The following is an 11,825-nucleotide window of genomic DNA, read 5'->3' on the forward strand; positions in this document are numbered from 1 at the left end:
CCCTGTTTAAGCCCGACTAAAACCTGTTAAAGCGGCCCGGCGCGCGCTCGTGCCGATGCACTCGTGACCGATATCCCGGCGGTGACCTCCACCAAAACGTCGCGGTTATCGGTCCGGCACGAATCCACGGTGGCATGGTTGGCTTCCGCGGTCTCCTGTGCTGCCGGGCAGGGTGGCTTACCGCGGGCGAAGGCTTCTGCTCCAGCGACCGCTGCCATATCTGCTGCGAGTTGCCCTTGATGCTGCGCCACCACGTGGCTGGCTACCCCCATCAGAGACAGGGACACCGCCACGATGGCAACGATGATCCCGGCTGCTGCCACGGTCGCGTATCCATCATCGTTGGCCTCATTGGCGAGGCATTGGAAACGAGGCAGACGCTGCTTGTGACCACCATTGTTTGTGGGCTTCATCGTGTCTCCACGGGATAGACGGCACTAGCACTGCGGGTTCCGAAGACCGCGGGAACTTCCGCGGTCACGGTCACCAGCCCAGCAGCTTCCTGCACGCTGATCTCTGCGCTGTTCGGTGGTTGGTAATCCACGCCGATGGCATGCGCCCTGGCGGCGGCACTTGCTGCATCAATGGCGGAGATATGCGCGCTTACCGTGGCGATCGCTCCGATTATCAGCGACGTGACAATGATCAACGCAGCCAGTGCGAATGCAGCTTCGATCGTGACCGAACCGCGCTCGTCGCGAAGCCGTCGCACCGGCCTCAGCTGAAGCAGCTGCCGACGGCGCGACTGCTGCGGCAAGCGCGTGCTATTAGGACGGAGTATCGGACAGCGCATCGGTGATAATCGACTCGATTGCATCAGTGACTCCCCCACTGCTGACCACTAGGTAGAGCGCAGCCGCCAGCGCTGCGGCAGCCAGTGATCCCATGGCGTATTCAATGGTGCTCATACCGGAGTCGTCGGCAAGCAACTGCAATCCGGGCTTTTTCGACTGCACACCACGTTCTGCCTGGCGTTGCCGGGATGGGTTCGCTTGTGGGTTGTGTGTCCCTGACTTCGTGAGCAGCAGATTTGCTGGCTGGTCTGGTTGAGACGATGGGAATGATGTGGTCATGATGACTCCTTCTCATTAAGGTGAAAGTTCTTCATTTTCTGTGTGTCTGCGCGAAACATTTCCGGTGCTACCCCGCGGAAGTGGCAAGCAGATCGGTGGCCAGACTGATCACGACTGGGGCCAGGCCCAGCAGAATAAACGCTGGCAAAAAGCACACCGCGAGTGGCAAAGCGATGAGCACCCCCGCACGTTCTGCGGCTGCTCGTGCATGATCTGTGGCATCTGCACGCACGCTGACCGCTAGCTCACGACACCGGGGTGCGATACGTGCTCCGGATTGCCGGGCTGATTCGATAATGGTGGCCAGCTCCGCAAAACCGTCATGGGTGCGCATCTCGCGAAAAGCTTCGCGCTCTGCAATACCGACAGCTTCTAATTGGCTGACTTTTCGCCATACCGAGGCCGTATCGCTGGCTGCAGCTTCTGCAACGACACTGGTCGCAGTATGCAGTCCAAGACCGGACTCCACGCAGGCGGCGAATAGTTCGATATCAGCAGCGATGTGCAATGGGTGCGGCGCTTGTGGCGGCTCCCGCGGGTTTTTCGTCGTGCTCGTTGCCGCAGCCAACCTGCCTACGGTCGGGGCCGCAGGAATACAGAGCGCCCCTGCAAGCAGAACCATCCCGAGCGCCAGCATTATCTGCCCAGTCATGGCGTATCACCTATTGCTTTGCTGGTGATTGTGCGCGACCACATGAAGCCTGCACAGGACAGTCCGACGCCGCATATGAGGGCGATCCCGCCAAGCTGTGTCGTGAGCAAGAAGCTAATCGGTGCCGCGCCCATCGCCATCCCCATGGCGATCCCGGCTAGTGGCAGGCACGTCAGAATCACTGCGGTTGCTTGTGGGCCTTGCAAGCTGGCTTCGGTGGCACTGCGGTGCCTGCTGGCCCCAGTGATGCTGCGATGTACGGATTCCAATAACCCGGCAAGTGCTATACCGTGGCGTCCGGCTGCTGACCACAACACTGCCAACCGTTGCAGCTGTGGTAGCTCCGCAGAGCTGTGCTGGGTGAATGCATAGGCCGGGCTGTGGCCAAATCTGGCTTGCGCCGCTGCGGATTCTGCAATGGTACGCACCCGCGGCGGAGTATCGTCGGGCAGGTGCTCCGCTGCGGTTTCGACGGCATGGAAATGATGCGCACCAGAATCAATATCTGCTGCTAGCTGACCAATATAGACTCCCAGTGCCTTGGTATCGGCCATGATCCTGCGTCGCCGCACTACTTGTCGCACACTTACCAGTACCGTTGCCGCAGCGATGGCTCCGGCAACCGCGAGTGCGAAAGTACCCACCGCCATGAGTACGGTGACCACCAAAAACACCACCGTAATTGTGAGTACAAATTCTTTGGGGACAAGTGCTTGCTGTGGTTTCCCAATGCGTGCCCGCGCTGCTACCGGTGAGATCACCATTGCCAGAGCCAGACACATTACTGCTGCACTCATCATGCTGACACCTCGGCGGAGGTGTCTGCTTGCCCAAATTCCCACACGGTTGTAATCCGCAACGGGTTTGCCTGTAGCTGCCCAATCTGGGCGAGCCTGCGGGTTCCATCTGCCCCGCGCTGCATCACCAATACCACTTCGACAGCGGCAGTAAGTTGTGCATGCAGCGCCGTGCGTTCCAAACCACCCAAAGCACCGAGAGCTTCCAAGCGCGCCGGAACTTCTGTGAGACGGTTCGCATGCAAGGTCCCTCCGCCCCCGTCATGCCCGGTGTTCAGTGCCGCCAGAAGATCCACGACTTCCGCACCCCGAATCTCTCCCACGATGATGCGGTCCGGACGCATGCGCAAGGCCTGTTTCAACAAATCAGAAATACTGATAGCCCCACCGCCCTCGCTGTTAGCACCGCGCGCAGTCAGGTTGACCACGTGTGGGTGATTTGGGGTCAGCTCCGGGGTGTCTTCGATACAGACCAACCGCTGCCCGGGATCAATTTCGCTGAGTAAAGCCGAAAGCAACGTGGTTTTCCCGCTTCCGGTTCCGCCCACGATAAGAAAGGATCGTCGTTGTGCGATCAGGTCGTGCAAGAATCGTCGTGAATAATCATCGAGGCTGCCGCGCTGATGCAACGAATCCAGGCTTGCGGAGTGTGATCGCAAAACCCGCAGGCTAATACACGTGCCTTGTTGCGCTGGTGGGCTTAATACCGCGTGAAATCGCAGCGCAATATCTTCTTCGCGACGAATTCTGCCATCCACGCACGGTTGCGCATCATCCAGTCGCCTGCCGCACAAACTCGCCAGACGCACTGCTAACCGGCGGACTTCTTCATCATCACGGAATTGGATCCCTGCTGCTTCTAGCCCTTCCCCGCGGTCAAAAAACACGGAATCTGGGCCATTGACGACGATGTCGGTGATCCCCGATAGGGACAGCAGCGGCTCTAAAACACCGATGCCGACGGTGTCATTTTTCAATTTTCGTAGGATTTCGAGCACGTCAAAATCACTAATCACCCCAGATTCTTCGCGGATCAAGCGGGCCAGTCGGGGTGGATCGTCGACAAGACTGGGCTGTGCCGCAACCCGACGTTGGATGGTTTCTACAATGTATTCTGCAACTGACATGTGCGCCGCTTTCTCTGGGCAGGTGGTTGGATCTCGTTCGGGCTATCGCGCAGCTGCTGTGTTCCAGCCGTATTCTGCGAGCACGGCATAGGCAGCTATGGATAACGGCTTCGGTATACGCACAGGTAAACCACCACTTTCAGTGATTTTCGTCAGCCGTTTGATAGTCCCGATTTCTGCGATGACATCACTGCGCACGAGGTCTTCAATTTCCTCAATGCTTAGGGCTGACCACTGGCGATGCCGAACCACCACACTGTGGGGTATGTGTCGCGCAAAAAGCTGTGTGCTGATGTGCGCGGCCCGGGCCGCGCAGCGCAATTCCGCGGGGCACACCACCACTGCTGCATCAATCGACCGTGGAATCTGAAAAGGGTTGGCATCAACGACCGACAATCCCGGTTCGTTGTGCAGCGCAGACAGGACGGATTCAATTTCTTCCTGGTTGCGGAAACTTTCTGTTCCCTCATGGGTGCGTCGTTCTGTCAACACTGCGATGCCGTCATCGGTGCTGGGTAGACAGGAACGAAGATCGCTGGCATTGATGTGGCCTTCGCCCAAGTTGAGATCTGGCCACCGCAGCCCGTCATGTTTTTCTATTCCCAGCAGTAAATCCAGTCCACCGGAATAATCCACGGCGTCGATCAATGTCACGGCACCGGCATTGTTGTACGCCGCGACCCGCGAAATCGCAGCCGCCACCGTCGAGGCACCCGTGCCTCCACCCGCAGCGATCACCGCGATGGTTAAGTGCGGATCAGTGCGCGACGACAACTGCCTGCTTGGGCTTGTCGAATAGGACGGACTGGCGGGTCTAACCGGACGCGTTAGGTTTTTCGGTCGAGGGCGCTGCGGTATCGGCCGATCACCGCCCTGCTGGGCACTGTGATTCAGGTCTTGCTGCGCGTGCGCACCCAGCGCTGCCAGAATCTCTTTATTCTGCGCAGGAATGACAAAACCGCCGTGTGCCGCGCAGGCCTGGACTAGTTGTTCATCGACCGGGCCGGGATCCAAACACACCAGATACGCAGGGCTGGTTAGTCGTGGCGGACCACCAGAAGTCGTCGACAAGAGTTCCACGTGTTCGGAATCGAGAAATAGTGCTTCGGCCCGTGCACCCAACCGATAAATATCGCGCTCATCGCTGGCAGTAACCACGCGGTGTCCAGTAGCGGCGGCGATGTGGCTTGCCTCTGTGCGCAAAGTGGGATCTGCGATGGCGAGGACGATGGAAGGATCTTGCGTGTTCATGGCCTCTAGCCAAGCCGGAACAACACTGCTGTTCAACGGCACATCCCGAATCTGTGGAAAACTCAAAGAGCCTGTTGTCACGTCATCGATCGACCTGTGGACAACCCTGAGATTTCTGCCAGCTTTCGCAATTTTTTCTGCTGAAGCCGCCAACTATGTAACAACTCGACGCACCAGAGGGATAACCCAACTAAGATGGCTCGTGTAACAGGAGATAACAAGCAACAACAATCAACAACACGAGCCACAACAGCAACATCAACCACATCAGTAGTGGTCAACGCTGCGCCAACCAACACTGCACCAACCACAGACTTCTTACGGCAGGTACCTATGCATGATCCCCACAGCACCGCCGACCAGTCCCAGCAAGAACAGGCATCCTCGCACCCACACCCACACCCACATCCACAACGCGGGCGGGTGGCGGCGTTTTTTGACCTGGACAAAACCATCATCGCCACCTCATCGGCCTTCGCCTACGGGCGCGAATTCCTCCACAACGGGCTTATCACCCCACAGGACGCGCTGAGTCTGTCTCTGGCCAAAGCCAGCTATATGTTTGCTGGTCAATCCAGCGCCCAGATGGATTCCACCCGTGACCAGCTCACCTCCATGATCACCGGCTGGTCTGAAAAACATGTGCGCGACATCGTGCACGAGACCATGCATACTGTGCTCACCCCAGCGATCTATAGCGAGGCCCGGGAACTCATCCAGGCACACCAGGACGCTGGCCACGAAGTCATCATCATCTCGGCGTCGGCACGCCAACTCGTCGAACCAATCGCCGAAGAACTCGGCATCACGGAGGTCATCAGCACCGAACTGGAGATTATCGACGGCGCGTTCACCGGAACCGTCGAGTTCTATTGCAAAGGCGGCGCCAAGGCCGACGCAATCACCGCGCTTGTCGACGAACGCGGCTACGACCTCGAGCACAGTTATGCCTACTCGGACTCTGCGACCGACGCTCCAATGCTGGAACTCGTCGGCTATCCAGTCGCGGTCAACCCGGATCGCGCACTAAAAAAGATCGCGCTGGAACGTAGCTGGGAAATCCGCAGCTTCAAAGATCCCGCGCCACTTTTCCAGCTGCCCGGCGCGAAGGAAATCGGAATCGGCGCAGGGCTACTCGCCGGAATCGTCGCACTGGTAACCGCAGGAACGTTGCTGACTAAATTCTATGCCCAGGATAAACCGGCGAAAACAGCGAAACCAGCAGCAGTATCGTCGACACGCACGCCCGCAATCTCCATGCCTAAAGGGCTAGACTGGAAGTTTTTGGATAGCTGGTTCAAAAAGTCCAGCGCCTAAACTCCACGGGCGAACCGCAAGGACGTACAATTAATACACAAGACTCGATTTCTGCGAATATTCTGCGAAAAGCAAGGGAAGGTATAGCGTGAGCAAGCAAGGACTTTTCACCGATGGCGCCGACGATTTTAACCCAAAGGTAGATTCCATCCCCTTAAGCGATGCTGATACCGCCAAACCAGGCGAGACCTCCATCGGCGATTTAGTTTCTAATGCCACCACGCAGATCTCTAGCCTGGTACGCGCAGAGATCGAACTTGCCAAAACCGAGCTGGCAGGCGAGGCGAAAAAGGGCGCTATCGGCGGCGGAATGTTTGCCGTAGCCGGCACCGTTGCTTTGTACAGCTCGTTTTTCCTGTTCTTCTTCCTGGCTGAACTTTTGGCTCACCTGTGGCTGCAGCGCTGGGCTGCATTCCTCATCGTCTTCCTCGTGATGCTGGTCATCGCCGCAGTCGTCGCACTGGTGGGTGTGAAGAAGGTAAAGAAGATTCAAGCACCGAAAGCCACCATTGAATCTGTGGGTGAGCTGAAGAAGCTCCGCCCAGGTTCTGCCAGCAAGTCGCTGGAGGGCCCATCGGGAATGTACACCTAATCGTCCCCTCCCCAGCTACGCCACCACCCCAGGCCGGAGCGCCTGGGGTACAGTGTGTGCATGCCCAAACGTTCCGCTAAGCTTTCACCATCCATCGTCGAGTTGGATGGCCCGTTCCAGCACGGACACGTTCATACCCACGGCCTCCGTTTGCACACCGTCAGCGCCGGTTCCAGTACCGATCCGCTGATCGTGCTGTTGCACGGGGCCTTTAGTGGTTGGTTTGAATACCGCCACGTCATCGCAGAGCTTGCCGACGCCGGTTTTCGTGTCGTCGCAGTCGACCTGCGCGGTTACGGCATGTCGGATCATCCGCCGGTTTCTGCGGGGCAAGATATCCGTAGCGATTCCGGCCAAATTTCCGGTCTGATTTCTGCGCTCGGCTACGAATCGGCTTATCTTATTGGCTACGACATCGGCGGCGCACTTGGTTGGGCGCTCGCCAGCAAATCCCCGGAACGAGTCCGCGGGTTCATCGCAGTCGCCAGCGCGCACCCTGTGGATCTGCGCAAAACTGTACAAAGCCGCCCCTGGAATTTCCTCTGGATCTTACTCCGCGCCGCCATCATGCGGCTGCCGTCGTTTGTCTATCTTCCGTTCTCGCGGCGCTTCGAATGGCTTTACCGGCGCAATTTACACAGCGAGACCACGGCAGATTTTAGTGCTTCCCAGGCTTTTGCCGACGAACTTGCCCTGCGCATTCAAGCGTCCAAAATTGGACGTACCCGTGCTGTCGCGTTACAGCACAATCGCCAGCTATTAAGCTTCGCCCCCGGGAGCTGGCTGGACCAGCCGGTATCTGTTCCGGTGACGATGATTCACGCAGACCAGAGTTTGTGGAAACAGCTCACCGTACGTAGTGCTCGTCGTATGCGCGCACCCTGGAAATCGCTGACCATGCAGGGCGCGAAGAATATGCCTCACGTGGAACGCCCACAGGCTTTCGTGCGCACGGTGGTCCAGCAGATACGCGAGTGGACAACCGCCGAGCTGACCAGCGTCTCTGGCACTAATCAGCACTAGCCTGTGGGTACTGGCACGCACGAAAATTACTGTGCGACGCAAGCTCCGGTGTCTACCGGGGCGGTCAACGCGCCAAGCGCACCGACTTGCTGGCGCACCTCATCAGCAGTTAATGCATACCCGGTGTCCGAGTTATCCACCGCGGCACCGAAGACCATACCGATCACGCGACCGTCGGCAGTTGTGACCGGACCACCGGAATTACCCTGTCGGATATTGCCACGCAGGGTATAAACTTCGCGCTCTACCCTGCCTTGGGCATAAATATCGGGCCCGGAAATGCGGATCTGGTCGCGCACCCGCGCAGGCGAGGCATCAAACGGACCAGACTGCGGAAAGCCCATGACGACGGCGTCGTCACCACTCAGCGCCGGCTGCTCCGCCCATGGCAACGCTGGGAGTCCGAGATCCGGAACATGCAGCACCGCGATATCAATATCCGGGTTATAGTAAACAACTTCGGCCTCACGCACGCCCACCACGGTATCGGCGCGCACGCTGTGGGTACCGGCAACCACATGGGCATTGGTGAGAATATAGTCTTCTTGCGCCACAAAACCGGTGCCCATCAGCCGCCTGCGGCACTGGTCAGATTCCCCCATCACGTGGATCACCGATGGGCGGGCATCGTGCACCATTTGTTCGTTATCCACGTTGATGCGCGGAGCTTCAACCTGGTGGTTTTCCTGGTGCCGTTCAAACGGGGAGACTATCGGCGGCAACCCGGATTCGTTGAGCATCGCAGAGATCTGCGCTGGAAGACGTTCGGCTCGATCAGGAACCAACGAGTTCATCGTCGACAGCACTGCGGAGCTGCGCAGCATCTGACTAAACGCACCCGTGGTACCTGTGACCAACGGGATAGACACCAGCCAGATCAGAATTGATACCGCCACGGCTTGGGCAACAGAACCAATCGCAGAATCTACTGTCTGCACTGATTTCAGGCGTAAGCTTTCCCGTATTTTGAGCCCGAGAGAAACCCCCACCAGGTGCCCAATTGCAGCGCTGATGAGCAAACTTCCGATCGCGAGCACGAAACGGGCCAGCGTGTTTTCGGTCAATCCCATCAACAGTGGCGCGATTGCACCACCGATGATCAAACCGGAGATCACACCAATAAAAGACAGGATGGATGCGATTGCACCTTGTCGCCAGCCGATCCCAATGCTGGTCAGAATGACCAAAATGAGGATGAGATCAACGAAAATTGATTCTGTCACGGGAAAATTCTACTCGCTTCCAGCACTAGCAGGCTCTAGCGCAGCGCCTCATTGTTACGTGATTTCTCCAGGGTTTCGCGTAAGTCAAAAACTTTCTCGCGGTCCCATTCCCGCTCCCAACCAGATAGGTGAAAAATCGCATTGAGCAATCCGGCGGTAAAACCCCAGACAACGTAGTCGCGCACCGAAAACGCCGGGCCGGTCCACGACCCATGTTTAATGGCAAAACGATTTTCTGGAGCCAACAGATCCGAGACAGCGACAGTAAAGACATCATCCGCCTCATCCGGGCTGGTGACATCCACCGACGAAGGCGTATCCCAATAGCTCAAGACCGGGTGCACCTGGTTTCCGGTCACGGGAATGGCCAGGTCGCGAAACTGCTTCAACGGGGTCACATTATTTCGGTTCAGCCCGGTTTCTTCCCAGGCTTCCCGCAATGCGGTATCCACCGGTGACCTATCCGTGGCATCGATGCGGCCACCGGGAAAAGCAATCTGCCCAGAGTGACTGCGCATGCCGGGGTGCCGGTGTGTCAACAACACGGAGGCATCAGCTGGTACATCAGCAGAAGCAGCCCCGCCGTCGGCAGGCGACGCCCCACCGCCAAAAAGCACCAGGACCGCAGCGTGTTTGGTGGCCTTCGGCTCTGGGAGGTTGAATTCTTCCGGGCGGCGATTCGGTAAAAAATTCTGCAGGCTATCTTCTTGCAGGCTGGCGAGTTTCTGCAACCACTGCGGTGCGAGTTCCGGTTGCACTGTGATGTTATGACCAGGGCTGTCGGCATTCGCGATCACTAGACAACACCTTCTATGCTTTCGATAATCTCATCTGCGGAGCGGAACGGTTGCGCAAAAACTTTCTTTTGGGTGTCACCCACGTACACAATGGTAATGGGAATCACTCCCGGCAATCCTAGTTCCGTGGCGAATTTATTGTGTGAATCTTGGTAGCTCACGAAATCCACGCCCATCTCGTCCAGCATACCCGCACCATTTTTGGCGTTCTGATCTGCGTGAACCCCCACAATCTGCCATTCGGGGTGCTGTTTTTGTACTTCCTCCAAATAAGGGATTTCTTCGCGGCACGGCTGGCACCACCAGGCCCACATATTCACGATGGTGACCGCGTCATCCTGTGCGTTATTCGCGCCGTCTTGGTCTATGCTGCTTCGCTCGGCGCTGCCTTGTTCAGCGCTGTCTTGTTCAGTGCTGCCCGGTTCAGTACTCTTGCCGACGCCCGATGCCGGCGCAGTCTCGTGTTCCGAAAGGCACGGTAGTTCCAAGCCCACCCCCGGGACTGCTGGGCTTGGGCATGCTGGGCGCTCGATGCCCGCCAGGTCGAGTGCGCCGCTCGCACGATCCGCATCACTGCCTGCACCGGTGGCTTCGTTCCCGGATTGATTCGCCCGGCCGCCATCTCCGGCATCTGCAGCATCCACAGCCGAGCCGTCCGAATTGCCACTCAACAACGTGTACGCCCCGAAGCCCACCGCTACGGAAAGAACCAGTGCGATGACGCTAATAAGGGCTAAGGCAGTCTGTTTATTCATCAAAATCCAGAATAATACAGTCGATTAATACAGCCTGCGTACGTAATGCGCACGCGCCAAGACCACGGTGAAACCACGGGTTAGCCCAAGCAAATTCTCAGACCACACAGAATTGGTACACAGTATATTTATTATGATGGAGGCATGATTGCTCTTACCGTTATTGTCCCGATCGCACTTGCGGTCTTTGCCATGGGGATGGAAAAGCTCGAAGCAAACGCTTTGGCCAGCACCACCGAAAATCCTGGCGGCAAGGCGGAAGCGTAAATATAATCGATCTTCGGATTTTCGCCCACCAGAGCAGCGTCCCCACTAGAGTGGGGTATATTACAACAGCAATCACAGCTACAACGAGCCTAGTCCAAGGAGACAAAAGTGGAAGACGTACACGAGATCCTTTCGCGTGCAGGGATTTTCCAGGGCGTAGACCCGGAAGCAGTCGACAACCTCATCGAGCAAATGGAAACCGTGAAATACCCACGCGGTACCACCATCTTCGAAGAGGGCGAGCCAGGTGATCGCCTGTACATCATCACTGCCGGAAAGATTAAACTCGCCCGCCACGCTCCAGACGGCCGTGAAAACCTCTTGACGGTCATGGGCCCGTCCGACATGTTCGGCGAACTCTCCATTTTTGATCCGGGCCCACGTACCTCGTCCGCGATTTGCGTCACCGAAGTACGCGCGGCCACGATGAACTCCGAAATGCTGCAAAAATGGGTATCCGATCACCCATTGATTGCACAGCAATTGTTGCGTGTTCTGGCCCGTCGTCTGCGTCGTACCAACGCGTCCTTGGCAGATCTGATCTTCACCGACGTGCCAGGCCGCGTGGCCAAGACACTGCTGCAGCTGGCAAACCGTTTCGGTGTACAGGAAGGCGGCGCACTGCGCGTCAACCATGACCTGACCCAGGAAGAAATCGCCCAATTGGTTGGTGCTTCGCGTGAGACCGTCAATAAGGCTTTGGCGACGTTCGCGCACCGTGGCTGGATTCGCCTTGAGGGCAAGTCCGTATTGATCGTGGACACCGAGCACTTGGCACGCCGCGCTCGATAAAAACACATTCAGCATTCGGCGTTCTGCCATTGCATGTGGCACGCCTGGATCACTGCCACTTGATACTGACCCTGCCAGGTGGCAACCGGCGTTTGCTGCAGGCGCAGCGTCATTGCTCGCGCCGCACAACCCACGGCTATGCGGCTAAGGTTTCACCCC

At 57.6% G+C, this 11,825-nt stretch carries 15 protein-coding genes; 5 read left to right on the forward strand and 10 right to left on the reverse strand.

Annotated features, from left to right (window positions below):
* Positions 1-26 precede the first annotated feature (26 nt).
* The 7 genes from ACP8MI_RS09750 to ACP8MI_RS09780 form a co-directional block, all read right to left on the reverse strand.
* Positions 27-413: an Rv3654c family TadE-like protein gene (locus tag ACP8MI_RS09750; RefSeq protein WP_284572095.1), complete on the reverse strand. Its 387-nt coding sequence runs from the start codon at positions 411-413 to the stop codon at positions 27-29.
* Entirely contained in the window at positions 410-712 is a 303-nt protein-coding gene (locus ACP8MI_RS09755) for a hypothetical protein (RefSeq protein WP_018121106.1), read from the reverse strand. The genes ACP8MI_RS09750 and ACP8MI_RS09755 overlap by 4 nt, the downstream gene beginning before the upstream one ends.
* Positions 713-767: 55 nt before the next feature.
* On the reverse strand, positions 768-956 hold the full coding sequence (locus tag ACP8MI_RS09760) for a DUF4244 domain-containing protein (RefSeq protein ID WP_283774548.1): 189 nt from the start codon (positions 954-956) through the stop codon (positions 768-770).
* A 184-nt stretch (positions 957-1,140) separates the two neighbouring features.
* Positions 1,141-1,725, reverse strand: coding sequence for a type II secretion system F family protein (locus tag ACP8MI_RS09765; protein ID WP_236588426.1), 585 nt, complete (start codon positions 1,723-1,725; stop codon positions 1,141-1,143).
* Positions 1,722-2,525 carry a type II secretion system F family protein gene (locus ACP8MI_RS09770; protein WP_284586034.1) on the reverse strand — a complete coding sequence of 268 codons (804 nt, stop codon included), beginning with the start codon at positions 2,523-2,525 and terminating at the stop codon, positions 1,722-1,724. Before ACP8MI_RS09770 ends, ACP8MI_RS09765 begins: the two co-directional genes overlap by 4 nt.
* Entirely contained in the window at positions 2,522-3,649 is a 1,128-nt protein-coding gene (locus ACP8MI_RS09775) for a TadA family conjugal transfer-associated ATPase (protein WP_490290664.1), read from the reverse strand. The genes ACP8MI_RS09770 and ACP8MI_RS09775 overlap by 4 nt, the downstream gene beginning before the upstream one ends.
* Before the next feature lie 42 nt (positions 3,650-3,691).
* Complete coding sequence (locus ACP8MI_RS09780; RefSeq protein ID WP_425654539.1) at positions 3,692-4,900, reverse strand: CpaE-like family protein; 1,209 nt, start codon at positions 4,898-4,900, stop codon at positions 3,692-3,694.
* A gap of 333 nt (positions 4,901-5,233) precedes the next feature.
* On the opposite strand from ACP8MI_RS09780, the gene ACP8MI_RS09785 reads away from it, so the two are divergent.
* From ACP8MI_RS09785 to ACP8MI_RS09795, 3 genes are all read left to right on the forward strand, one after another.
* Positions 5,234-6,217, forward strand: coding sequence for an HAD family hydrolase (locus ACP8MI_RS09785; RefSeq protein ID WP_284589898.1), 984 nt, complete (start codon positions 5,234-5,236; stop codon positions 6,215-6,217).
* An 88-nt stretch (positions 6,218-6,305) separates the two neighbouring features.
* Entirely contained in the window at positions 6,306-6,809 is a 504-nt protein-coding gene (locus ACP8MI_RS09790) for a phage holin family protein (RefSeq protein WP_018121099.1), read from the forward strand.
* Positions 6,810-6,869: 60 nt separating this feature from the next.
* Positions 6,870-7,832, forward strand: a complete 963-nt coding sequence (locus ACP8MI_RS09795; protein ID WP_144736950.1) for an alpha/beta fold hydrolase — start codon at positions 6,870-6,872, stop codon at positions 7,830-7,832.
* Between the two features lie 26 nt (positions 7,833-7,858).
* Here ACP8MI_RS09795 and ACP8MI_RS09800 read toward each other — a convergent pair whose 3' ends face one another.
* The 3 genes from ACP8MI_RS09800 to ACP8MI_RS09810 are packed head-to-tail and all read right to left on the reverse strand — an operon-like array spanning position 7,859 to position 10,607.
* Complete coding sequence (locus tag ACP8MI_RS09800; protein ID WP_049149185.1) at positions 7,859-9,055, reverse strand: MarP family serine protease; 1,197 nt, start codon at positions 9,053-9,055, stop codon at positions 7,859-7,861.
* A gap of 35 nt (positions 9,056-9,090) precedes the next feature.
* On the reverse strand, positions 9,091-9,852 hold the full coding sequence (locus ACP8MI_RS09805) for an NUDIX hydrolase (protein WP_126844329.1): 762 nt from the start codon (positions 9,850-9,852) through the stop codon (positions 9,091-9,093).
* Positions 9,852-10,607: a TlpA family protein disulfide reductase gene (locus ACP8MI_RS09810; RefSeq protein ID WP_126844330.1), complete on the reverse strand. Its 756-nt coding sequence runs from the start codon at positions 10,605-10,607 to the stop codon at positions 9,852-9,854. The genes ACP8MI_RS09805 and ACP8MI_RS09810 overlap by 1 nt, the downstream gene beginning before the upstream one ends.
* A 144-nt stretch (positions 10,608-10,751) precedes the next feature.
* Here ACP8MI_RS09810 and ACP8MI_RS09815 point away from each other — a divergent pair, with 144 nt between their 5' ends.
* Together ACP8MI_RS09815 and glxR are read left to right on the forward strand one after the other, a co-directional pair.
* Positions 10,752-10,874, forward strand: a complete 123-nt coding sequence (locus ACP8MI_RS09815) for a hypothetical protein (protein WP_018121094.1) — start codon at positions 10,752-10,754, stop codon at positions 10,872-10,874.
* A 108-nt stretch (positions 10,875-10,982) separates the two neighbouring features.
* Positions 10,983-11,666: a CRP-like cAMP-activated global transcriptional regulator GlxR gene (glxR, locus tag ACP8MI_RS09820; protein WP_018121093.1), complete on the forward strand. Its 684-nt coding sequence runs from the start codon at positions 10,983-10,985 to the stop codon at positions 11,664-11,666.
* The last annotated feature ends 159 nt before the right edge of the window (positions 11,667-11,825 follow it).

The organism is Corynebacterium sp. LaCa_70, assembly GCF_058182015.1.

Bases quoted from the DNA above. Each gene is read 5' to 3' on its own strand.
- ACP8MI_RS09750 (WP_284572095.1), bottom strand. From the start codon at position 413: ATGAAGCCCACAAACAATGGTGGTCACAAGCAGCGTCTGCCTCGTTTC.
- ACP8MI_RS09765 (WP_236588426.1), bottom strand. From the start codon at position 1,725: ATGACTGGGCAGATAATGCTGGCGCTCGGGATGGTTCTGCTTGCAGGG.
- ACP8MI_RS09770 (WP_284586034.1), bottom strand. From the start codon at position 2,525: ATGATGAGTGCAGCAGTAATGTGTCTGGCTCTGGCAATGGTGATCTCA.
- ACP8MI_RS09775 (WP_490290664.1), bottom strand. From the start codon at position 3,649: ATGTCAGTTGCAGAATACATTGTAGAAACCATCCAACGTCGGGTTGCG.
- ACP8MI_RS09780 (WP_425654539.1), bottom strand. From the start codon at position 4,900: ATGAACACGCAAGATCCTTCCATCGTCCTCGCCATCGCAGATCCCACT.
- ACP8MI_RS09785 (WP_284589898.1), top strand. From the start codon at position 5,234: ATGCATGATCCCCACAGCACCGCCGACCAGTCCCAGCAAGAACAGGCA.
- ACP8MI_RS09795 (WP_144736950.1), top strand. From the start codon at position 6,870: ATGCCCAAACGTTCCGCTAAGCTTTCACCATCCATCGTCGAGTTGGAT.
- ACP8MI_RS09810 (WP_126844330.1), bottom strand. From the start codon at position 10,607: ATGAATAAACAGACTGCCTTAGCCCTTATTAGCGTCATCGCACTGGTT.
- ACP8MI_RS09815 (WP_018121094.1), top strand. From the start codon at position 10,752: ATGATTGCTCTTACCGTTATTGTCCCGATCGCACTTGCGGTCTTTGCC.